Source organism: Catellatospora sp. NPDC049133, from assembly GCF_040648455.1.
Lineage (GTDB): Bacteria > Actinomycetota > Actinomycetes > Mycobacteriales > Micromonosporaceae > Catellatospora > Catellatospora aurea.
Genome location: NZ_JBEZDT010000021.1, coordinates 50850 through 73013, shown reverse-complemented (window position 1 = coordinate 73013; position 22164 = coordinate 50850). Strand labels below are relative to the sequence as shown.

General features: G+C 72.2%; 20 protein-coding genes. 11 read left to right on the top strand and 9 right to left on the bottom strand.

Translation table 11 applies throughout. The features are described from left to right. The first annotated feature begins 41 nt into the window (after positions 1–41). Entirely contained in the window at positions 42–611 is a 570-nt protein-coding gene (locus tag AB0B35_RS23635) for an XRE family transcriptional regulator (protein ID WP_361048962.1), read from the top strand. Positions 612–710: 99 nt separating this feature from the next. On the opposite strand, the gene AB0B35_RS23630 is transcribed toward AB0B35_RS23635, so the two are convergent. Together AB0B35_RS23630 and AB0B35_RS23625 are read right to left on the bottom strand one after the other, a co-directional pair. Further along, on the bottom strand, positions 711–3122 hold the full coding sequence (locus AB0B35_RS23630; protein ID WP_361048960.1) for an ABC transporter permease: 2412 nt from the start codon (positions 3120–3122) through the stop codon (positions 711–713). Next, positions 3119–3799 carry an ABC transporter ATP-binding protein gene (locus AB0B35_RS23625; protein WP_361048958.1) on the bottom strand — a complete coding sequence of 227 codons (681 nt, stop codon included), beginning with the start codon at positions 3797–3799 and terminating at the stop codon, positions 3119–3121. Before AB0B35_RS23625 ends, AB0B35_RS23630 begins: the two co-directional genes overlap by 4 nt. A 173-nt stretch (positions 3800–3972) precedes the next feature. Here AB0B35_RS23625 and AB0B35_RS23620 point away from each other — a divergent pair, with 173 nt between their 5' ends. From AB0B35_RS23620 to AB0B35_RS23610, 3 genes are read left to right on the top strand one after another with little or no spacing between them, the layout of a single operon-like run. Next, positions 3973–5268, top strand: a complete 1296-nt coding sequence (locus AB0B35_RS23620) for a histidine kinase (RefSeq protein ID WP_361048956.1) — start codon at positions 3973–3975, stop codon at positions 5266–5268. Then, positions 5265–5942: a response regulator transcription factor gene (locus tag AB0B35_RS23615; RefSeq protein ID WP_361048954.1), complete on the top strand. Its 678-nt coding sequence runs from the start codon at positions 5265–5267 to the stop codon at positions 5940–5942. The genes AB0B35_RS23620 and AB0B35_RS23615 overlap by 4 nt, the downstream gene beginning before the upstream one ends. A 50-nt stretch (positions 5943–5992) precedes the next feature. Further along, positions 5993–6727 carry a methyltransferase domain-containing protein gene (locus tag AB0B35_RS23610; protein ID WP_361048952.1) on the top strand — a complete coding sequence of 245 codons (735 nt, stop codon included), beginning with the start codon at positions 5993–5995 and terminating at the stop codon, positions 6725–6727. A gap of 99 nt (positions 6728–6826) precedes the next feature. On the opposite strand, the gene AB0B35_RS23605 is transcribed toward AB0B35_RS23610, so the two are convergent. From AB0B35_RS23605 to AB0B35_RS23595, 3 genes are all read right to left on the bottom strand, one after another. Further along, positions 6827–8491: a hypothetical protein gene (locus tag AB0B35_RS23605; protein ID WP_361048950.1), complete on the bottom strand. Its 1665-nt coding sequence runs from the start codon at positions 8489–8491 to the stop codon at positions 6827–6829. After that, positions 8488–8832, bottom strand: a complete 345-nt coding sequence (locus tag AB0B35_RS23600) for a hypothetical protein (RefSeq protein WP_361048948.1) — start codon at positions 8830–8832, stop codon at positions 8488–8490. The genes AB0B35_RS23605 and AB0B35_RS23600 overlap by 4 nt, the downstream gene beginning before the upstream one ends. 233 nt (positions 8833–9065) lie before the next feature. Continuing rightward, positions 9066–9707 carry an N-acetylmuramoyl-L-alanine amidase gene (locus AB0B35_RS23595; RefSeq protein WP_361048946.1) on the bottom strand — a complete coding sequence of 214 codons (642 nt, stop codon included), beginning with the start codon at positions 9705–9707 and terminating at the stop codon, positions 9066–9068. Positions 9708–9902: 195 nt separating this feature from the next. Between AB0B35_RS23595 and AB0B35_RS23590 the strand changes: the two genes are divergently transcribed. The 3 genes from AB0B35_RS23590 (at position 9903) to AB0B35_RS23580 (ending at position 13421) form a co-directional block, all read left to right on the top strand. Further along, the gene (locus AB0B35_RS23590; RefSeq protein ID WP_361048944.1) at positions 9903–11165 is read left to right on the top strand and encodes a hypothetical protein; all 1263 of its coding nucleotides are present in this window, start codon (positions 9903–9905) and stop codon (positions 11163–11165) included. 67 nt (positions 11166–11232) lie between these two features. Next, complete coding sequence (locus AB0B35_RS23585) at positions 11233–12411, top strand: serpin family protein (RefSeq protein ID WP_361048942.1); 1179 nt, start codon at positions 11233–11235, stop codon at positions 12409–12411. A gap of 95 nt (positions 12412–12506) precedes the next feature. Beyond that, on the top strand, positions 12507–13421 hold the full coding sequence (locus AB0B35_RS23580) for a hypothetical protein (RefSeq protein ID WP_361048941.1): 915 nt from the start codon (positions 12507–12509) through the stop codon (positions 13419–13421). A gap of 5 nt (positions 13422–13426) precedes the next feature. Here AB0B35_RS23580 and AB0B35_RS23575 read toward each other — a convergent pair whose 3' ends face one another. Genes AB0B35_RS23575 through AB0B35_RS23560 form a run of 4 tightly spaced genes read right to left on the bottom strand, consistent with a single transcriptional unit; the run spans position 13427 to position 17301 of the window. Further along, positions 13427–14443, bottom strand: coding sequence for a LacI family DNA-binding transcriptional regulator (locus AB0B35_RS23575; protein ID WP_361048939.1), 1017 nt, complete (start codon positions 14441–14443; stop codon positions 13427–13429). A gap of 13 nt (positions 14444–14456) precedes the next feature. After that, positions 14457–15098 (bottom strand): LUD domain-containing protein, encoded by a 642-nt coding sequence (locus AB0B35_RS23570; RefSeq protein ID WP_361048937.1) that lies wholly within the window; start codon positions 15096–15098, stop codon positions 14457–14459. Beyond that, positions 15095–16564, bottom strand: coding sequence for a LutB/LldF family L-lactate oxidation iron-sulfur protein (locus AB0B35_RS23565; RefSeq protein ID WP_361048935.1), 1470 nt, complete (start codon positions 16562–16564; stop codon positions 15095–15097). The genes AB0B35_RS23570 and AB0B35_RS23565 overlap by 4 nt, the downstream gene beginning before the upstream one ends. Next, positions 16561–17301, bottom strand: coding sequence for a (Fe-S)-binding protein (locus tag AB0B35_RS23560; protein ID WP_361048933.1), 741 nt, complete (start codon positions 17299–17301; stop codon positions 16561–16563). The genes AB0B35_RS23565 and AB0B35_RS23560 overlap by 4 nt, the downstream gene beginning before the upstream one ends. A 221-nt stretch (positions 17302–17522) precedes the next feature. Between AB0B35_RS23560 and AB0B35_RS23555 the strand changes: the two genes are divergently transcribed. Genes AB0B35_RS23555 through rhaS form a run of 4 tightly spaced genes read left to right on the top strand, consistent with a single transcriptional unit; the run spans position 17523 to position 22152 of the window. After that, positions 17523–19022 carry a sugar ABC transporter ATP-binding protein gene (locus AB0B35_RS23555; protein WP_361048931.1) on the top strand — a complete coding sequence of 500 codons (1500 nt, stop codon included), beginning with the start codon at positions 17523–17525 and terminating at the stop codon, positions 19020–19022. Beyond that, positions 19019–20053 carry an ABC transporter permease gene (locus tag AB0B35_RS23550; RefSeq protein WP_361048929.1) on the top strand — a complete coding sequence of 345 codons (1035 nt, stop codon included), beginning with the start codon at positions 19019–19021 and terminating at the stop codon, positions 20051–20053. Before AB0B35_RS23555 ends, AB0B35_RS23550 begins: the two co-directional genes overlap by 4 nt. Next, positions 20046–21053 carry an ABC transporter permease gene (locus AB0B35_RS23545; protein ID WP_361048927.1) on the top strand — a complete coding sequence of 336 codons (1008 nt, stop codon included), beginning with the start codon at positions 20046–20048 and terminating at the stop codon, positions 21051–21053. Before AB0B35_RS23550 ends, AB0B35_RS23545 begins: the two co-directional genes overlap by 8 nt. A gap of 46 nt (positions 21054–21099) precedes the next feature. Beyond that, positions 21100–22152, top strand: coding sequence for a rhamnose ABC transporter substrate-binding protein (gene rhaS / locus AB0B35_RS23540; protein WP_360532957.1), 1053 nt, complete (start codon positions 21100–21102; stop codon positions 22150–22152). Positions 22153–22164 lie beyond the last annotated feature (12 nt).

Genomic DNA, 22164 nt, shown 5'->3' with positions numbered 1-22164 from the left:
ATAGTAGGCATCATGTTCACTATAGTGTCAACGGCCCGGCTGTGACCGACGACCTCGGCAAAGCGCTCGCGTCGACCGTGCGCGCCGCCCGCGAGGTGCGAGGTCTCACGGTCGCCGCTCTGGCCGACGTCTCCGGCGTGTCCCGCGCGATGATCTCGAAGGTCGAGAACGGTGAGGCACAGCCGACAGCGGCCCTGCTCGCCAAGCTGTCCGTCGCGCTCGGTCTCACGCTGTCGGAACTGATCGCGCGGGCCGAGGGCGCCGCAGTGCAGGTCGCGCGGCGCGAGGAGCAGCCGGTGTGGACCGACCCGGAGACGGGCTACATCCGCCGCGCCGTCTCGCCATCGGGGAGCACCGCCCTGGAACTGGTCGAGGTGGAGCTGCCGCCCGGCGCCGAGGTCGCCTACCCCGCGCAGGCCTACCGCTTCATCAGCCACCAGATCTGGGTGCTCTCTGGACACCTGCGCTTCGTCGAAGGCGAGCAGGTCCATGAACTCGACGTCGGCGACTGCCTGCAACTCGGCCCGCCGGCCGACTGCGTGTACGTCAACGCGACCGCAGCCCCGTGCCGCTACCTCGTCGTACTCGACAAGCATGGCCGCCCCAGATAGCTGATCGGAACACGTGGAGCGGTTCGCGGACGTCGCCCGCGAACCGCCTCACGTGGTCCCCCTCCGCCACCGTCACGTGACGACCGCTAGCCGAGCCCGCTACTCGGCCCGCAGGGCCGTGGCGACCCGGGTGCGGGCCGCCCACCCGGCGGGCAGCAGCGCCCCCAGCACCGCCAGCAGGATGCCCGCACCGCCGAGCAGCAGCAGGTCGCCGAGTTGGTAGACCTCCATCGCCGACTGCGGCAGCGCGGTGCTGGCGGCCTCGCCCATCACCGGGATGACGGCGTGGTGCAGCGCGACGCCCAGCGGCACCGCGATCACCCCGGCCAGCAGGCCGAGCCCGACCATCGAGGTGACGACCATGATCCGGGTCTGCCGGGGCGTCATGCCCAGCGCCTTGAGCACGCCGATCTCGTGGATGCGCTCGCGGGTGGTGAGCACGACCGTGTTCAGCACGCCGAGCGCCGCCACGACACTGAGCAGCAGCGTCAGGGTGCCGATCAGCGCCTGGATGATCAGGAACGTCTCGCCGTCGTCGCCGGCCGTCTGGTCCTCGACGAACACCCCGGACGACTCCTCCGGATACTTCGCCTGCAGCGCCGTCGTGTACGCGGCGGCGTCCGTGCCGGACGTCAGGCCGATCTCGACCCGGGTCATCATCGGCTTGGCCACCAGCGACACGTCCCCGATCATCGTGAAGCTGTCGCTGCCGTTGATGACCTCCGCGGTGATGGTGACCACCCGGCCGCCCGGCATGGTGATCCGGTCGCCGACCGCGTACCCGGTCTGGCGCAGGAAGTACGACGAGACCACCACTTCGTCGGCGCCGCTGTACCAGCGGCCGGAGACGATCCGGTAGCCGACCCAGCTCGCGTCGCCGGTGTAGCCGTTCAGCCTGACCTCCTGCGACAGGCCCGCGACCCGGATCTCGGCCTCCTTCAGCAGCGTCGAGCGGGCGGTGCCCGGCATCGCCGCCACGGTCGCGGCGACGTCGGCGGCGTCCGGCGGGGTGATCGGCTCACCGCCGGGCCGGGCCATCACCGGCCCGAACGCGTCCGGCACCATGACCTGCACCGTCACCGGCACCGCGTCCAGGCGGGTGAACGCGACGTTGACCTCGGTCATCGAGGCCGACAGACCGCTGGAGAAGACCAGCGTGACCGCCCCGAGCAGCAGCGCGACCAGGGTCGCCACCGCTCGCGACGGCCGGGCCAGGGGCATGCCCAGGCCCAGCGCCACCGGCCGGGGCAGCGGCGAGGCGGTCAGCGCCCGGCGTGCCCGGAAACCCCGGCCGGTACGCGGCGCGCGGCCGACACTGATCGCCTGGTTGGCGGCCAGCCGCCCGGCCCGCGACGCCGGCCCGATCGCCGACAGCACGACCAGCAGCGGCGCGGCGACCAGCACCAGCCCGAGCACCCACAGCGGCACGCCCGCACCGTCGCCGGGCAGCCCGTACGCGTCGTCGGTCTCGGCGAGCAGCGGCACCGCCAGGCCCGCGCCCAATGCCACGCCGAGCGCCGCCGCGACCAGCGCCGGGGCGAGCACCTGCGCGACGTACACGGCGACGACCTGCCCGGGGGTGAAGCCGAGCGTCTTGAGGATGCCGATGGTGCGGAAACCCGAGACGACCGCGCCGTTGACGACGTTCACTGTGATCAGTACGGACAGCACGATGCCGAGCAGCGCGAACGCGACCACGAACGGCGCGATCGCCGAGATGGACCGGTTGAGCGACTGCCGGATCGTCACGTACGTCGTCGCGCCCGTGACCGCCCCCGCGGGCAGTGCGGCGGTGGCCTTGGCCAGGTCGGCGCGCACCGCGGCGTCGTCGCCGCCCGGGGAGGCGAAGCGGTAGAGCATCTGCCGCGCGGCGGTGTCCCCGCCGAGCACGTCGCTCTGCGTCGGCCACACCCAGGCGTCGGCGGTGCCGGTGACCGACGCGGCGATCCCGACCACGCGCAGCTTCACCCCGCTGACCGTCACCTCGCTGCCCACGGCCGTGCGCGGCCCGGAGGTGCGCCGGGTGAGCACGATCTGCCCCGGCCCGCTCAGCCAGGTCCCGGTGCTGAGGGTGAGCCGGTCCACGGGCCCCTGCTGCTGCTCGCGCCCGACGATGACGAATTCCATGTCGCGCGGCCCGAACATCCCGTCCATGGGTGCCGTGACCAGGTCGAACGGCCCCGCGGTCGCGGCGACGCCGGACGTGGTCGCGGTGGCGGCGACCTGGGCGGCGGGCACGTCGGCCCGGATCGTGGCGGTGGCATGGGAGCCCCGCGTGGTGGCGAACGCGTCGTCGAACGGCCCGTGGGAGGAGACGAGCAGGCCGACGCCGAGCACCGCCGTCGCCGCCGACAGCAGCACGACCACGCCGACGATCACGCTCTGCAGCCTGCGCCGCGCGACCGCCGCGCGGGCCGCGGCCAGGACCGCGCCGGTGCCCCGGCCGCGCCGTGGCACGCCGGGTCCGGTGGCCGAGACCACGACGCGCGTGGTCGTCGGTGCGGCGCTCACGCGGGCACCGCCTCGGCGGCGTGGCCGTCGCGCATGGTGATCAGCCGGCGGCCCGCGGCCGAGGCCAGCTGCGGGTCGTGGGTGACCAGCAGCAGGGTCAGCCCGTCGGCGGACAGCTCGTGCAGCAGGTCGCGTACGCCCGCCGCGGCCTCCTGGTCGACCGCGCCCGTGGGCTCGTCGGCCAGCAGCAGCTGGGGCCGGTTCATCAGCGCCCGCGCGATCGCGACGTGCTGGCGCTGCCCGCCGGACAGCCGCGCCGGGTAGTCGTCGGACTTGCCCGCGATGCCGAGCCGTTCGAGCAGCTCGTCGGCACGGGAGCGGGCCTGGGCGGGACGCGCCCCGGCCAGCCTGGCGGGCAGCACCACGTTGTCGCGGACGGTCATCTCGTCGAGCAGGTGGAAGAACTGGAAGATGATGCCGACGTGGGCGCTGCGGAACCGGGCCAGCGCGGTCTCCGACAGCTTGTCGACGCGCACCCCGGCCACCTCGACGGTGCCGCCGGTGGGCCGGTCCAGCCCGGCGATGACGTTGAGCAGGGTCGACTTGCCGCTGCCGGACGGGCCCATGACCGCGACGGCCTCGCCGGCGTGCACGGTCAGGTCGACGCCCGCCAGGGCGGGTGGCCCGGCGGCGTCGTACGCCTTCGCGACGTCGCGCAGGCGGATCAGTTCGGTCATGGTCTATGGCCCCTTCCGGGTCGGACATCGGACCCGGTGACCGTAGGAAGCGGCGGTGCACGGGCGCGTCCGGCGCGGGAGCGAACCTGGCGCGGTGTCCTCCGCCGCGATGATGAGGCGGGTAGTCATCACGGCGGACGCAGCCCGCGGCTGACCTGGGCACAATGGGCGGCGTGCCGACAGACCTGCGCCGCCTGCCCGACCGCCTCGGGGTGCCCCGGACCGACTTCGCCCTCGCGGCGGTGTTGGTGCTGGCCGGCATCGTCTGGGCGATCGCGAGCGGCGGTGGCGGCGACGCCCCGGCACCGGTGCACCTGGACTTCCCCGATCTGGGCGTCCGGCCCACCAGGCCGGGGATCCCTGACATCCCTGACCTCCCTTCGGTGGTGGACGTGCCCGGGTTGGGGCAGGTGCCGGTCAGGCCCGTGGACCCGCGCCCGCCGCTCGACGGCGGCGACGAGGCGGGCGGCATGCTGGCCGTCAACGTGATCGCCGGGGCGGCGGTCGCGGCACGCCGCCGGTGGCCGCTGAGCGCGTTCGCCGTCGCCGCCGGGGCGGTGTTCCTGATTCAGGACGGCCTGCTGTGGCCGGGTTTCGTCGCGGTTCTGATCTGCGCGTACTCGGCCGTCGCCTACGGCCGGTCGGTGCGGGTGGCCGGGGCGCTGCTGGTCGTCGGGGCGATCATCGCGGCGTCGCTGTTCGCCAACTCGATCCCGCAGATCCCGGGCTGGCTGAGCCCGTTCGCGGTGCTGCTGCCGGCGGGGCTGTTCGCCGCCGCGCTGCGCAGCGCCCGGGGCCGCGCCGACGCCGCCGCCCGCCGCGCCGCAGCCCTGGAACAGGAGCAGGCGGCTTCGGCACGCGCCGCGATCGCCGAGGAACGCGCCCGCATCGCCCGCGAGCTGCACGACGTCGTCAGCCACCACGTCAGCGTCATGGTCGTGCAGGCCGGAGCGGCGGGGAAGGTCATCGAGAAGCGTCCCGACCTGGCGGCGAACGCGCTGTCGGCGATCGAGGACAGCGGCCGGGCCGCCATGGCCGAACTGCGCCACCTGCTGGGCCTGCTGGCCCCCGCCGACGACCGCCTGCACCCCCAGCCCGGCTTGCGTGAACTCGACACCCTCGTCGACGCGGTACGGGCTGCCGGGCAGCCCGTGACCCTGCGCCGCGACGGCGTCGACGTGCCGGACGGCGTGGACCTGACCGCGTACCGGGTGGTGCAGGAAGGGCTGACCAACGCGCTGCGGCACGCGCCCGGCGCGTTCACCGCGGTGGAGATCCGGCACGACGGCCGTGACCTGCTGGTGGAGGTGAGCAACGAGGTGCCGACCGGGGAGCCTGGCGGGCCCGGAGCCGGGCGCGGCCTGCTGGGGCTGCGCGAACGCCTGAAACTGCACGACGGCACCCTGCACGCCGGGGCCGCGCCCGGCGGCGGGTTCCGGCTGACCGCCCGGTTCCCGGTGGCGTCATGAGCGAGCAGTTGAGAGTGGTCGTCGCCGACGATCAGGCGCTGGTCCGCAGCGGGTTCACGATGATCCTCGCCGCGTCCGGCATCGACGTCGTCGGCGAGGCGGGCGACGGCGAGGCCGCGCTCGCGGCGGTGCGGCGGCTGCGCCCCGACGTGGTGCTGATGGACATCCGCATGCCCGGCATGGACGGACTGGAGGCGACCCGGCGGCTGCTGGCGACCGGAGCGACCACGACCGCGGGCGAGCCCACCCGGGTGATCATCCTGACGACGTTCGACCTCGACGAGTACGTCTACGCCGCGCTGCGCGCCGGGGCCAGCGGCTTCCTGCTCAAGGACGTCACCCCGGACCACCTCGTGCACGCGGTGCGGCTGGTCCGCGACGGCGACGCGCTGCTCGCCCCGTCGATCACCCGCCGGCTGGTCGACCGGTTCAGTTCCACCTCGGGTGTACGCGAGGACCACGGCGCGCTGCCGACGCTGACCGCCCGCGAGCGCGAGGTGCTGGTGCTGCTGGCCCGTGGGCTGTCCAATGCGGAGCTGGCCGCGAATCTGCAGCTCGGCGAGGCGACAGTGAAGACCCACGTGGCGCGGATCCTGGCCAAGCTGGGCCTGCGCGACCGGGTGCAGGCGGTCATCTTCGCGTACGAGAGCGGCCTGGTCAGCCCCGGCGCCTGACCGGGATATATCGAGAGCCGGACCGGTGGTGTGGCGGTTATCGTGCACCCGTGCTCGATGACCCTTACCGCGATGTCGACCTCGTCCAGTTGTATGACCTGGACAATCCTGGTGGTGAGGACCATGCCTACTACCGGGCGCTGGCCGATGAGCTGGGCGCACGTTCGATCATCGACCTGGGCTGTGGCACCGGAATGCTGACGCGGTCGCTGGCCGGTCCGGGCCGGACCGTGCTCGGCGTCGACCCGAGCCGTACGATGCTGGACTTCGCCCGGTCGCAGCCGCGCGGGGACGCGGTCACGTGGGTATTCGGGGACGCGACCGCACTCCCGCCGGCCCGGACAGCCGACCTGGCCGTCTGCACCGGCAACGCGATCATGCACCTCGCCCCGGATGAGTTGCCCACGACACTGGCGGCGATGGCCGGGGCGTTGCGGCAGGGCGGCACTTTCGCGTTCGAGACCCGCAACCCCGCCTACCGTGAGTGGGAGAGCTGGACACCGGAGGCCACCTATGGCGAGCGGGTCACCCCGGTAGGGCAACTGCGGGAATGGCTCGACGTCACCGAGGTCGCCGACGACCGGGTGACGTTCGACGCGCATAACGTCTTCCCTGACGGTGAGGACCGGGTCTACACCAGCGTCCTGTACTTCCGCAGCGCAGAGCGTTTCCGGCGGGAGCTGGAGTCGTCCGGCTTCACCGATGTCGTCTGCGACGGCGACTGGCGCGGCGGCCCCGTCGGGGACGGCTCGCGCCTGTTGGTGTTCCGCGCGCGCCGGGCTTGAGCACAGATTCTCGGCCGGCTCTGAGGATCTCCTGGCGAACCCCGGAGAGGACGTCTACCGGGATGCATAACGTGATCTTCGCGCGGCGCATTTGTTGGCTCACCGGTGATACCAGCCGAATCTCCGCAGGAGACGACGACGCCACGCGCGCCACCGTCCAGCCAGGCTCCGATCGACGGCGAAGGGAAGCCGGCTCAGGCGGCTGATCTCCTCGAACCACTGGATCGCCTGCGGCTCCCGCAACAACCGTTGCAGGAGGGCCGCCGCCGGCAAAACGGCGGTTCCCGTGACGGCTTCACCGGCCCAGAGCGCCAGGTGTCGGAAGGAGACGCTGCGGTCTGTCCGCACAGCCGTGACCGCACGGTCGTACACGGGCAGCAGCCGTTCGCCGAACACCTCGATGCCGCGGGCAGCGTCGAATGTGCTTGCCAATTCGTCGTCCCAGAAGGCGGGATCGTCTGGATCGTCGCCGAACTCCTGAAGCGTCGCCAGGAACAGGGGATCGTTCAACTGCTCCAGGATCCGGGGCATCTCGTAGCTGGTGACCAGGACCTTCACCAGAGGGTCCTGGTCTTCGAACACCGGCACACCGGCACCACGGGCGAGACCCTTGAGGTGGTACAGAACCGGAAGGTTGATCCTCCGGGTCGCCTCTTCGACATACTCGACGTAATCCCAGTACGAGGTGTCGTCGGGGTCCAGGCGAAACCGGCTGTAAGCGGCCAGGTCTTCGGGTAGCCGCGTCGCCGGGCGGGGGTAGGGCGCGAACGATCGGACGCTGTCGCAGATCTCGATGAGAGGTTCGACCATCTGATCGGCCATGCGCAGCACGTCGGCATGCACCGACTTTTCGACGATGGCTTCGCGTAGCGCCTGGTAGCGCACGGCTGGTGGTTCGTGAATCGACCTCCGAACCGTATGGTAGGTGATTTCCGCCAGGTCGGATGCCTCGAACACCAACCGCAGGCCGCAGACGGCCGCCAGGAGGTCCAATTCCCCGGTGCTGTCCAGCCGCTGACGACTGAACCGGCTGAACAGGATGACCGCCGCCATCACGTCGGCCTCCAGCTCCTGTGTCGCGGCATCACGTTGGGTCGGACCGTTGCCGGACCGATCCCGGTCGAGGTGCCCGCGCAGAATGTGCGCGAATTCGTGGTGAGCCAGGAACACTTCGGCGAAGTGGGCGATGCGGCCGGCCAGGTACGCCTGAAACGGCGTGCTGATGATGGGCGCGGCCAGCAGGAAGCGGTCGCCCAGGCGGGCGGCGCCGAAATAGACCCGTGCCAGGCGGATGCAGGTGCGCGGGGACACCAGGCCGGAGGGTTCCGACAAGATCGGTTCGTCGCCTGGAGAACGCGCAATGTTGATCACCATCAGCTTCGCGAGGAAGTACAGCGCGTGGGTGATCGAGGCGTCTATGCCGATGAGGTATCCGTCGCCCGCGGACACGGTCATGGCGCTCCACGAGGACCACCGGAGAACGGCCAGGTGGGTTCGCGCGAGGAGCGCTTGTACGCTCGGCTCTGCCCTGTCGTAGTCGTGGATCACCGCCTCGAAGATGATCGGCCCCAACCCCGTCGCGGCGGCGCCGATGTCCGCGTTGGAGATGGCGGCGAGGGTCTCTTCGGTGATGACGCCCTGCCCGACCCACTCACGCATCTTCTTGCGGAACGCGGCCAGCTCCGCTTCACTGGGCGGCGGCATGCCCTCTTTGTTCAGCTCGTCGGCGAGACGCTCGGCTGCCGCCCGTGCCTCAGCTGTCACGAGCCGACGCGGCAATATCTGGTGAGTCCCATCCGCGCCACGAGGACCGAGAACGCGATGACCGTTTCCTGATCGAGGAATGCGGCGACCGCATCGGCGACCGCGGCCGCTTCGAGCAGAGTATTGCTGCCGGCTCCGCCGTCGAGCAGCGTTCTTGCACCGCTGCTCTCGCAGATCGTCTTCTGCAGCCGTTCCGACTGCTGCTTGAACCACACTCGGCCGAGCCGGACATATGCCTGGGCGTCGCCGAGGCCGAAGTCCTTCGGGTTCATCGCTTTGCCCAGCAGGCTGAACAGTTCTTCGTCGTCGAGCTTGAACATCTGCTGCAGATCGCCGTCCATGGCGAACAGATTAGCGGGATGTGTCGATGTCGTAGGCGTCGACAAATCCGCGTCCGGCTGATGTGAATGGCCGGCGGGAATCGACAGCCGAAGGCGGTGCCGGTGGCGCGATCATCGATGCGGGGCGTGGGTGGATCCGGCCCACGCCTCGCATCGCCCGGACTGCGTGGTCGGTCGATCGGTGCGACCGGAACACGGGACCGGGCCGGGCTGACTCCTGATCCGAGCAGAGATCAGAGCCCCAGGAAGGCGGCGATGCCGCGGGCGTGGCCGCGGGCGGTGGCGGTGATGAAGTCGGCGCGTTTGAGCAGGTTCGCGTTGGCGACCGTGTCGATGAACAGGTTCTCCGTGAGCACGGCGGGCATGTTGCTCTCGCGCAGCACATGCAGGTTGGCGGTCTTCTGACCCCGGTCGGTGATCGAGGAGATGGTGCGCATCTGGCTGAGCACGTTGGAGTGCACGAGGCTGTGCAGGCGCTGGGTGGTGGCGCCGACACCCGGGTAGCGGTAGCTCTCGAAGCCCGTGCCGCCACCGGCGTTGATGTGGATGCTGACGAAGATCGCAGCGCCCCAGGCGTTGGCGTCGTCGGTGCGGTAGGCGAGGCTGCGGGTGATGTCGGTGGTGCGCGACAAACGCACGTCGACGGTGTAGCTCGCCTTGAGGATGTCGCGGGTCTGCAGAGCGATGTTGAGGGTGAGGGTCTTCTCCTGCAGGCCGTTGGCGACCGCGCCGGCGTCGGTGCCGCCGTGTCCGGGGTCGAGGTAGATCTTGGGCCCGGCCGCGAAGGCGGGTCCGGCGGCGGCGAAGGGGGCCGCGGCCACGCCTGCGGCCGCGGCGAGCAGGGTGCGCCTGCGTAGTACGGAGTTGCCGTTCATGTTCACCTCTGGGGGCGAGGGACGGGACGGCGTGAATCTATTACATGTGCATAGATCTATGAAGGTGTTCTACGTGAAAACTTTGTTGTGTGCATGTTTTCTACGGTCACTCGCGCGCACCGGAGCGGAACGGCCATCCGGCGAACTCGCATCGGCCGATGCCCGCCCCGTCCCGCCGCGCCTACAGTCCGGTGCATGGCCGTGCCCCTCAACCTGCTCGACCAGGCCGCATACCGGGCCCAGAACGCCCTGGACAGCGTCGTGCTCGCCCAGGTGACCTGGCTGGCGGACGGCCCGCCCGACGTCGATCGGGTCGGTGCGCTCGCCGCGCGCCTGGCCCGGTCCCGGCAGCTCGGGCGGGTCATCGTGCCCGCGTCGGCGTTCGGGGGCCGGGACCACTGGGGGCCGCTGGCCGCCGTGCCCGAGGTCGCCGTCGCGACGGACCCGGTCGAGCGGAGCGCCGTGACGGCGTGGCTGGACGACCGCGCCCAGGTTGCCGTCGACCCGTGCCGTCACCCCTGGCATCTGGCCGTACGGCCGCTGGCCGGGGGCGGTCACGCGGTGACGCTGGTGGTGTCGCACGCGCTCACCGACGGCGTCGGCCTGGTGAACGTGCTCGCCGCAGCCGATGGCGACACCGCCGCCCCGTACCGGAGCCGCCGCCCCGGGCTGCTCACCGCGATCGGGCAGGCCGCCGCCGGGCTGCCGGGCGCGGTCAGGGCTGCCGCCACCGCACTACGGGCCGACCGGGGAACCGTGTCGCCCGCGCCGACTACCTCCCACGCCCGCCCGCTCACGGCCGTGGCGTTGATCGACGCGGGGGCGTGGCACAGCGCGGCGGCCACGGCGGGCGGCACGTCCAACGCGCTCTTCGTGGCGGTCGCCGCGCAGGTGGCGGTAGCCGCCGGACGGGTCACCGCCGACGGGCGGGCGCTGATCGGCGTGCCGGTGAACAGCCGCGCCGACGGCGACGACGTGTCCGCCAACGCCCTCACCACCGTGCGGCTCGACCTGCCCGCCGACCGGGTCGGGGACGTCGCGTTCGTCCGCGCCGAGGTGAAGCGCACGCTGGTGGCCATGCGAGAGCAGGACGCCGCGTTCACCGCGCTGCTGCCCCTCGTGCCATACCTGCCGCGCAAGGTCGTGCGCGCCGTGGCACAGGCCGCACTGGGCGGTGGCGACCCGGTGACCTCCGCCTCGCACGTCGGTGTCGTGCCGCAGGCGCTGGCCGCCGCGCCCGGACCCGCGTACGCCGTGGTAATGAATCTGGCCATGCAGCATCCGGCCGGGGTCGCCGGGCCTGACCGGGTCAACGCGGTCGTCGCCGAGACCCCGGGCGGCACGGTCGCGCTGCATCTGAGCGCGGCGAGCGACGGGATCGGCGACGCCGCCGTGCTGCGGTCAGCACTGGCGGGCGCGCTGCATTCGTCGCACGTCGAGCCGCGAGAGCTGCTCTGACATCGAGCACCTGCTGACCCGCAAGGCGACCGGCGTCGTGGTTGCCGATGAGGCATAGTGTGTCGCCGTGATCGAGACGGCGGTGGCGGGCGCGAACGCGCTGACGCGGCGATGGGTGGCCACGATCGGGTCCGGCGGTTCGTCGGCCGTCTCCGGGGCCGGAGTGTGGCCCCTGCTGGCCTACCTCGCCCCTGCGGCGGACGGCCACGGCCGCGACGAGCTGACGGCGGCGGTCGGCCTGCCTGCGGGCGACGCTGCCGCAGGTGCGGCCGCGGTGGTCGAACTGCTGCGGACGGCACCCGGGCTGCGGGCCGCGATCGGCGCCTGGGTGAGCCCCGACCTGAAGCTGCACGCCGAGTGGCGCGACAGCCTGCCGCCCGGCGCGGTGGGTGTGGCCGCCGAGCAGGCGGTGCTGGACGCCTGGGTACGCGAACAGACCGACGGTTTGCTGAACCGGATGCCGGTGCAGGTCAACCCGGAGACGCTGCTGGTGCTGGCGTCGGCGCTCGTGGCCAGGACCCGCTGGACGCACCCGTTCACCGACGGGATGCTCGGGGCCGCCGAAGGCCCGTGGGCCGGGCAGCGGCTGGCCGGGCTGCGCCGGACCACCACCGATTGCGACCGGCTCGCCGTGTACGACACCGCGGCCGGTCCGGTCAGCGTGCTGACCGTCGAGGGCGACAACGGCATCGACGTCGACCTGGCCATCGGACTGCCCGACGCCCCGGCCGCCGCGGTGCTGACCGCGGCCGTCGACGCCCCGGCAGCCGAGCCGTCGCGTCGCGGCTCGCAGTTCGGTGAGGGCGACACGGCGCCGGGGGTCACGGTGGGCTTCGGGTCGGGGCACGACGACACGCCCCGGCTGCTGGCCGCGCTGCCCCGGTTCACGGTGGCGTCGTCGCACGACCTGCTCGCCCACGCCGAGGTGTTCGGGCTGCGTACGGTGTCGGATCTGCGCGCGCAGCGGCTGCCCGGCGTCAGCGACTTCCCGCTGGGCGTCGGCGCGGCGGCGCAGGACCTGACCGCGTCGTTCACCGCCGAGGGCTTCGAGGCGGCAGTGGTGACCGCGTTCGCGCTGCGGGCCGGCAGCGCCCCGCCGTCGAAGCGCCCGCTGCAGGTGCGGGTGCTGCTGGACCGGCCGTTCGCGTTCGTCGCCCGCCACCGCCCGTCGGGCCTGGTGCTCGTCGCCGGCTGGGTCGCCCAGGGCGACCAGCAGACCGGCCCGGGCCCCGGCTTCGCCGGTTAGGAAGGGCACCTTCCACAACGTATACCGATGTGAAGGTGCCCTTCCTTTCTGCTGGTCGGGGCTGGTCAGGGTGGTGGTGGCGGGATACTGGTGGGGTGCGGCGGGCGGCGATCTGGAAGATCGGGATCGGGTCGGTGCTCGTCGCGGTGTCCTGCCTGCAGATGGCGGTGCCCGCGTGGGTGCTCGCGCCGCCGCAGGAGAGTGTCTTCGGGCTGCCCGTCGTGCCGGTAGTCCTGCTCGGGCTGAGTTCGGCGCTGTTCGCGGTCGGGGCGATCATCTGCGGCGAGGGGATCTGCGGGGCGTTCGGCGGTACGTCGTTGTGGGACCTGGTCGTGCGGGATCCGCTGATGGTGCTGAGGCTGCTGGCGTGCGGCGCGGCTGCCGGGCTCGTGCTGGAGATCGTCGCGCAGTGGCTGGGGCGGCTCTGGTACTACCCGTGGTGGACGACCTGGTTCTACCTGCTGGCGCTGCTGCCGGGGTTCGCGCTGTACTGGCTGTTCATCGTGGAGAGTTATCTGGCGGCCAAGGCGGTGCTCGACGCGGCCGTGCGGCGGCGGCCGGTGCTGCGTCCCGTGCGGCTGTGGCCGGTCGGCGCGGCCGCGCTCGCCGTCTTCGCCGTGCTGTCGATCCGCTGGTACGCCCAGCGCGGCTTCGTGTTCGACGTGACGGGTCCGAGCCCGGCCGCGCCGCCGTTCGGGTACACGGTGCTGGCGTTCACCGGGGTGGCGCTGCTCAGCGGGGCACTGGTGTCGGCGGTGGCGGGCCGCTACTGGGTGCCGTTCGCGGCGATCGCGCTCGCGTCGGTGCTCGTGTCGGTGGCGTTCGAGGTGCCGAACGCGGTGCACTGGCACTGGGCGTACGCCCATTTCCCGGGCCCGGCTGTGCCGGACCGGCTGCCGCTGATGGTGTTCGTGTCCTGGCCGATGCAGTATGTGGTGTTCCTGGTGGTGCCGAGCCTGTTCGTGCCGCGCCTGGCGGCGGTGTTCTGGCAGCCGCCGGGCAGGATGTGAGCGGGTCAGCGGCGCGGCGCGGCGGTCGACTGGCGGACGACCAGTTGCGGCTGGAACACGACGTGCCGGTGGCCGTGCGCGGTGTCGGTGTCGGCCTCCTCCAGCAGCAGCTGGGCGGCGGTCCGGCCGAGCTGCTCGCGGGGCTGGCGGACGGACGTCAGCGGCACGGCGGCCGCGGCGGCGAAGTCGATGTCGTCGTAGCCGACCAGGGCGATGTCCTCGGGCACCCGCAGCCCGCCGATGGTCAGCCCTTGCAGCACCCCGAGCGCGAGCAGGTCGTTGGCGCAGAAGACCGCCGTGGGCCGCCTGCCCCGCGGCAGGACGCAGATGTCCTCGGCGGCCTGCCGTCCGGCGGTCACCGACAGCGCCTTGGTCTCGAAGACCTCCAGCTCGACGCCGCCGCCGTGTTCGGCGAGGGCGGCGGCGGCACCGGCGTGCCGGTCGGCGACCTGCGCGATGCTGGCCGGCCCGCCGACGAACGCGATGTGCCGGTGGCCGAGTTCGGCCAGGTGGGCGGCGGCCAGGCGGCCGCCGAGCACGTCGTCGACGGCGACGGAGCAGCGGTTGAGCTGGCCGGAGCCGCGGTCGACGAGGACCACCGGGATGCCGCGTTCGACGAGGCGTTCGAGGCGTTCGTGGCGGCCGTTCTCGACCGGGGTGATGAGCAGGCCGCGGACCCGCTGCTCCTCGAGAGTGGCCAGGTGGCGGCCCTCGCGGGCGGGGTCCTGGCCGCTGTTGCAGACGACGAGCATGCCGCCGGCGGCCTCGACGACGGCTTCGGCGCCCTGCACGACGTCGGTGAAGAACGGGTTGGACACGTCCAGCACCACGATCGCGACGGTGCGGCTGCTGCCGGCGCGCAGGTGGCGGGCGGAGTCGTTGCGTACGTAGCCGAGTTCGTCGATGGCGTCGAGGACCCGCTTGCGGGTGGCGGGGGCGACGCTGTCGGGGCGGTTGAGCACGTTGCTGACGGTGCCCAGGGACACCCCCGCGCGCCGCGCCACCTCCTTGATGCCGGTCACCGCCATCGCTCCCTCATCCCCTGCTTCCGGTGGACACTATCGGACCGGCGGGCACGCCCCCGTCGACGATGACCACGATGAGGGTGCGCGGGCCGTGCACGCCTTCGACGCGGTCGAGTTCGATGTCGCTGGTCGCCGACGGGCCGCTGATCAGGGTCAGGGGCCGCGCCGGGTCGAGGCGGCGCAGCAGTTCGGGGACGGTCTGCACGACCTGCTCGGCGTGGATGACGCAGACGTGCCGGTCGGGGACGAGCGTCAGCGCCCGCCTGCCCTGGCCCGCCCCACCGTCGAGGGCGATGGTGCCGGTGTCGGCGCAGGCCGCCGCGCAGGCGGTGAGGACCGCGTCGACGCCGTCGAGGTCGGTGTGGCTGAGGGCGGGCCGGTCGGGGACCGCGCCCGGCACGGTGAGCCCGTCCGGCACCGCGACCCGCCAGCCCCGGGTCAGCTCGGCGAGGGTGGCGGCCAGGTCGGCCGGTGCGCACCGGTGCACGGCGGCCCGGTAGTCGCGCAGGCGGTCGGCGAGCAGGTCCAGCAGTTCGGGGGCGCCGGGGGCGTACGCGCCGGTGGTGGCGTAGTCGCGGGGGACCGGGACGGCCGCGGGGGAGGGGCCGTTCGCGGCGCGGATGCGGTGGAGGATCTCGTCGCGCGCGCTCATCGGGGGCCGTCCCCGGGGCGGGTGCGCCACCACTGCCGGAACGTCTGCGCGGGCGGGGCGGGCAGGTCGCGGGCGGCGGTCCAGGCCGACAGCGGCGGCGGCAGGCTTCGGATGCGCCCGGAGCGGGCGAACACCCGCCCGAGCCGCAGCAGGCGCTCGGCGAACCGGAACCGGCGCGGGCCGCCCATGGCCCAGGCGGCCATGGCCATGGCGAGCGCCTCAGCCGAGGGCAGCCGCCCGCGCGTGCGTGCTTCGACGTGCTCGCCGCGCAGATGGACGAGGATCGAGGGGATGTCGATGCGCACGGGGCAGACGTCGTAGCAGGCGCCGCACAGGCTGGACGCGTACGGCAGGGAGCTGTTGTCCTCGATGCCGGTCAGCTGCGGGGACAGGATCGCGCCGATCGGTCCGGGGTAGACGCTGCCGTAGGCGTGCCCGCCGGTGCGTTCGTAGACGGGGCACACGTTCAGGCAGGCCGAGCAGCGGATGCAGTGCAGCGCGCTGCGCCCGGCGGGGTCGGCGAGCACCGCGGTGCGCCCGTTGTCGAGCAGTACGAGGTGGAACTCCTGCGGGCCGTCGCCGGGGGTGACGCCGGTCCAGGTGGAGGTGTAGGGGTTCATCCGCTCGCCGGTCGAGGAGCGGGGCAGCAGCTGGAGGAACACTTCCAGGTCGGTCCAGGTGGGCACGACCTTTTCGATGCCCATGACGGTGATGAGCGTGTCGGGCAGGGTGAGGCACATGCGGCCGTTGCCCTCGGACTCGACGACGGTGACGGTGCCGGTCTCGGCGACGGCGAAGTTGGCCCCGGAGACCGCGACCTTCGCGGTGAGGAACTTGGCGCGCAGGTGGGCGCGGGCGGCCATGGCCAGGCGGCGTGGCTCGTCGGTGAGGCCGGGGTCGACGCCGGGCATGTGCCGCAGGAAGATGTCGCGGATCTCGGTGCGGTTGCGGTGGATGGCCGGGACCAGGATGTGGCTGGGCCTGTCGTGTCCGAGCTGGACGATGAGTTCGGCCAGGTCGGTCTCGACGGCGGTGATGCCGGCCGATTCCAGGGCTTCGTTGAGGCCGATCTCCTGCGTCGCCATCGACTTGACCTTGACGACTTCGGTGGCGCCGGTGGCGCGGACCAGGTCGGTGACGATCCGGTTGGCTTCGACGGCGTCGCGGGCCCAGTGCACGTGCCCGCCGCGGGCGGTGACGGCGGCTTCCAGCGCGACGAGGTGTTCGTCGAGGCGGGCCATGGTCGCGGCCTTGATCGCCTCCCCGGCTTCGCGCAGCTGCTCCCAGTCGGCGAGTTCGGCGACGGCGCGGGCGCGTTTGCCGCGGATGGTGGCGGTGGCGTGGCCGAGGTTGCGGCGTAACTGCTGGTCGGCGAGGGCCTTGTGGGCGGCGGCGGGGAACGGTTCGTCGCCGCGCAGCTGCCCGACGCCGCGGGGCGCGTGCGGCATACCCAGGAAGGTGGTCATGGCCTGCTCCCGTCGGTGGCGGCGAGGATCTGGGCCAGGTGCAGGGGGCGGACCTCGGACTCCAGCCGGGACAGGCCGCCGCCGATGTGCATGAGGCAGGACGCGTCTCCGGCGGTGACGACGTCGGCGCCGGTGGCCAGGATGTGGCCGGTCTTGTCGGCGAGCATCGCGGCGGAGGTGTCGGCGTTCTTGAGGGCGAAGGTGCCGCCGAAGCCGCAGCACTGCTCGGCGGCGGGCAGTTCGACCAGGTCGATGCCGCGCACCGCCCGCAGCAGGCGCAGCGGTTTGTCGCCCACCCGTAGCATCCGCAGGCTGTGGCAGGTGGGGTGGTAGGTGACCCGGTGCGGGAAGAACGCGCCGACGTCCTCGACGCCGAGCACGTCGATCAGGAACTCCGACAGCTCCCAGGTGCGGGTGGCCAGTTGCGCGGTGCGGGCGGCGAGGCGCTCGTCGCCGGCGTCGCGGGCGATGGTGGTGTGCTGGTGGCGCACGGAGCCGACGCACGAGCCGGACGGGGCGACGATCGCGTCGTAGGGCTCGAACACGTCGGTGTGGTGGCGCACCAGGTTGCGGGCCTGGCGGCGGTAGCCGGTGTTGATGTGCATCTGCCCGCAGCAGGTCTGCCCGGCGGGGAAGGCGACGTCGTGGCCGAGCCGTTCGAGCAGGGTCACGGTTGCCTGGGCCGCGTGCGGGAACATCGCGTCGGCGAGGCAGGTCGCGAACAGGGCTACCCGCATGCGGGCACCGGCGCTCGGGAGGTCGTGATCGGAGTGTCGGGTCCCGACCGTGGCGGGGGCGCGCCGCCGTTGAAATGAATCAACTCTCGCTCCCTGGAGATCGAACGTAACAACTCGGTAACTGCGGAGAAACCCTTGACGGGCAGTAGATCTGACTTCTAACGTCATCCTAACGGGCGGATGAAACGTTTCACAAGGTAGTGATCCGAGAAGAGGTCCACGTGCCGACACCACTGCTCACGCTCGCCGGCGTCAGCAAGTCCTTCGGCGCCGTCGCGGCATTGCGGGACGTCCGCCTGGAGCTGCACGCCGGCGAGGCGCACGCGCTGGTCGGCGAGAACGGCGCGGGCAAGTCGACGCTGGTGAAGATCCTCGCCGGGGTGCACGCCCCCGACGCCGGCACCGTCACCCTCGACGGCAGGCCGCTGTTGCCGGCCGATCCCGCCGACGCCCGCGCCGCCGGGATCGCCGTCATCTACCAGGAGCCGACGCTGTTCGCCGACCTCAGCGTCGCCGAGAACATCTTCATGGGCCGCCAGCCGCTGCGCAGCCTGCGCCGCGTCGACTACGCCGCGATGCGCGAACGCGCCGACGAACTGTTCGCCCGGCTCGGTGTGCGCCTCGACCCCGACCGGCCCGCCCGCGGACTGTCCATCGCCGACCAGCAGCTCGTCGAGATCGCCAAGGCCATCTCCCTCGACGCGCGGGTCCTGGTCATGGACGAGCCGACCGCGGCCCTGTCCGGGATCGAGGTCGAGCGGCTGTTCGCCGTCGCCCGCTCGCTGCGTGACGCCGGCACGGCGGTGCTGTTCATCTCGCACCGCTTCGACGAGGTCTTCGCCCTGTGCCAGACCGTCACCGTGATGCGCGACGGCCGGTGGGTCTCCACCGACCCCGCCGACACGCTGACCGTCGACGACGTCGTACGCCGTATGGTCGGCCGCGAGGTCTCCGCCATGTACCCCAAGCAGGACACCATCCCCGGCGAGCCCCGGCTGGAGGTGCGCGGCCTGACCAGGCGCGGCGTGTTCGACGACGTCACCTTCACCGTGCACGCCGGGGAGATCGTCGCGCTCGCCGGGCTCGTCGGCGCGGGACGCAGCGAGGTATGCCGGGCGGTCTTCGGCGTCGACCGCCACGACGCGGGCGAGGTCGCCGTCGACGGCGTACGCCTGCCCAACGGCGACACCGCCGCCGCGATCCGCGCCGGACTCGCCCTGGTCCCCGAGGACCGCCGCCAGCAGGGCCTGGTCATGGAGCTGTCCGTCGAACGCAACACCAACCTGCCGCGCCGCTGGAGATTGACCCGCGGCGGGCTGCTGTTCGGCGGCGACGAGCGCCGCGCCGCCACGACCTGGGCACAGCGCCTGCAGGTCAAGGCGGGCCGGCTCACCGACCCGGTGTCCACCCTGTCCGGCGGTAACCAGCAGAAGGTCGTGCTGGCCAAGTGGCTGGCCACCGCGCCGAAGGTGCTGATCGTCGACGAACCCACCCGCGGCATCGACGTCGGCACCAAGGCCGAGGTGCACCGGCTGCTGTCGCAGCTGGCCGCCGACGGCGTCGCGGTGCTCATGGTCTCCAGCGAACTCCCGGAGGTGCTCGGTATGGCAGACCGCGTCCTGGTGATGCACGAGGGACGGCTGACCGCCGACATCGGCCGCGCACGGGCCGACGAGCAGTCGGTCATGCTCGCCGCGACCGGGCAGGCGGCCGCCGCATGACCGCCGTCGACACCGCCCCCGCCGAGACGGCCACCACCGGCGGAGCCAGGCTGGCCCGGCGCGCCTTCGCCGTACGCGAACTCGGCATCGCCCTGGCCCTGGTGCTGCTCGTGGTGACCACCACGATCGTCAACCCGCGCTTCCTCAGCGCGCAGAACCTCAAGGACCTGCTGCTGGGCTCCACGATCCTGGCGATCCTGGCCGTCGGGCAGGCCGTCGTGGTCATCACCCGCAACGTCGACCTGTCCGTAGGCTCCATCCTGGGCCTGTCGGCGTTCGCGACCGGGGCGGTGTTCGTCGCCGTGCCCGGCCTGCCGATCCCGCTGATGCTGGTCGTCGGCACGGCCCTCGGGGCGGTGCTCGGCGCGGTCAACGGCGGCCTGATCGCCGCCGCCCGGGTGCCCGCGCTCGTGGTCACCCTCGGCACGCTGTACATGTTCCGGGGCGTGGACTACATGTGGGCCACCGGCCGGCAGATCAACGCCGCCGACATGCCCGCCGCGTTTCTGCGCATGGGCACCGCGACAGTGCTCGGCGTGCCGGTGCTCGCCCTGTTCGCCGCCCTGGTCCTGGTCGCCGTCGGCTACGTGCTGCGTAACCACCGCAGCGGCCGCGAGCTGTACGCCATCGGCTCCGACCCGGCCGCGGCCCGGCTGTCCGGCATCCCCAGTGGCCGCCGCGTCTTCTACGCGTTCGTGGCCAGCGGCGCGCTCGCGGGCCTGGCCGGAGTCCTGCACGCCGCCCGGTTCGGCACCCTCGACGCCAACGCGGGCCTGGGCACCGAACTCAACGTCGTCGCTGCGGTCGTCGTCGGCGGCGTGGCGATCTTCGGCGGCAGCGGCTCGGTCTACGGCGCGGCCCTGGGCGCGGTCCTGCTGACCACGATCCGGGCCGCGCTGCCGGTGCTCGGCATCAACCCGTTCTGGCAGGACGCCGCGGTCGGCGCGCTGATCCTCGCCGCGATCGGCCTCGACCGGGCGCTGTCGGCCCGCGTCGCGCGCAGCCTGCGAGAGAGGAAGGCCCATGTCTGAGCCCGTCGCCCGGATCCGCCGCGCCCTGGGCACCTGGGACGTGGTCGTGCTGCTGGCACTGGTCGCCGTCGCCGTGATCGGCGCGCTGACCATCGACGGCGTCGCCAGCCCCCGGTTCTGGCGCTTCGTGGTCCTGGAGGCGATCCCGATCGCCCTGATCGCCCTGCCGATGACCCTGATCGTCATCACCGGCGAGATCGACCTGTCGGTGGCCAGCGTGCTCGGGCTGACCTGCTCGGTGATGGGTCAGCTGTGGGTGTCGGGGGTGACCTCGCTGCCCCTGCTGATCGCGCTCGCCCTGCTGCTGGGCGCGGTGCTCGGGGCCGTCAACGGACTGTTCGTCACCGGGTTCGGGTTGCCGTCGCTCGCGGTGACCATCGGCACCCTGGCCCTCTACCGCGGCCTGGCCTACGTCGTGCTCGGCGACCGGGCCGTCGCGAACTACCCGACGACCTGGACCACCACGGCGATCCAGCCGCTGCCGGGCACCACCATCCCGTGGATGATCCTGGTCGTCGCCGCGCTGGCCGTTGTGTTCGCGGTCGTCCTGCACGCCATGCCGATCGGCCGCGGCCTGTACGCGATGGGCAACAACGCCGAGGCGGCGCGCTTCGCCGGGGTCAACGTGCGGCTCACCAAGTTCTGGCTGTTCGTCGCGTCCGGCGCGATGTCCGCGCTCGCCGGGGTGTTCTGGACGCTTCGGTTCGCCAGCGCCCGCGCCGACAACGGCAGCGGCTTGGAACTGGCCGTCGTCGCCGCGGTCCTGCTCGGCGGGGTGTCCATCTTCGGGGGCCGGGGCGCGCTGCTGGGCGTGCTGGCCGCCGTCGCCCTGCTCGGGGTGCTGCGCAACGCGCTGCAGCTGGCGTACGTGCCGGCGAACACGCTGACGGTGATCACCGGCTCCCTGCTGATCGCTTCGGTCGTCGGACCGAATGTCGCCGCGATGCTGCGCGAGCGGCTACGCCGGCGGCGAACCACCACTGTTTCGCCCTCTTCCTGACGCCGCCTGCTCCTCGCGGCCACCCCCGATGAAAGGAAGCACTCCCATGAGATCAGGCACGAAGCGGATACGCCTGGTGGCGATGGCCGCCCTGACGGCGCTCACGTTCGCCACGGCGGCCTGCGCCGAGGACGGCGGCGACGGCACCACCCCCGGCGAGTCGACGGGCAGCATGAAGACCGGCCTGAAGATCGCGTTCCTGCCCAAGCAGGTCAACAACCCGTACTTCACCACCTCCGACAACGGCGGCAAGGCCGCGGTCGAGGAGATCAAGGGCAGCTACAGCGAGACCGGCCCGTCCGAGGCCAGCCCGTCGGCGCAGGTCAGCTACATCAACACGCTGTCGCAGCAGAACACCGACGTGATCGTGGTGTCCGCCAACGACAAGGACGCCATCTGCGGCGCGCTCAACGAGGCCCGCCAGGCCGGCGCGAAGGTCGTCACGTTCGACTCCGACACCAACCCGACCTGCCGCGACCTGTTCATCAACCAGGCCACCGCCGAGGGCATCGCCGCCAACCAGGTGAAGCTGATCTCCGAGGCGGTCGGCCCGGACGGCGGCGAGATCGCGATCCTGTCGGCGACCGCGAACGCCACCAACCAGAACGCCTGGATCGAGCTGATGAAGACCGAACTCGGCAAGCCCGAGTACGCCAAGCTCAAGCTCGTCGACACCGTCTACGGCGACGACCAGGACCAGAAGTCGTTCACCGAGACCCAGGCGCTGCTGGCCAAACACCCCAACCTCAAGGGCATCATCTCGCCGACCACCGTCGGCGTCGCCGCGGCCGCCCGCTACCTGTCCGGATCCACGTACAAGGGCAAGGTGCAGCTGACCGGGCTGGGCACGCCGAACCAGATGAAGGCGTTCGTCAAGGACGGCACCGTCAAGGCGTTCGCCCTGTGGAACCCGGCCGACCTCGGCTACCTGGCCGCGTACGCCGGTGGGGCGCTGGCGTCCGGCCTGATCACCGGCAAGGAGGGTGACAAGTTCACCGCCGGAAAGCTCGGCGAGTACACCGTCGGCAAGGACGCCACCGTGCTGCTCGGCGACCCGTTCACGTTCAACGCGTCCAACGTCGACCAGTTCAACTTCTGACCCGGTAAGGAG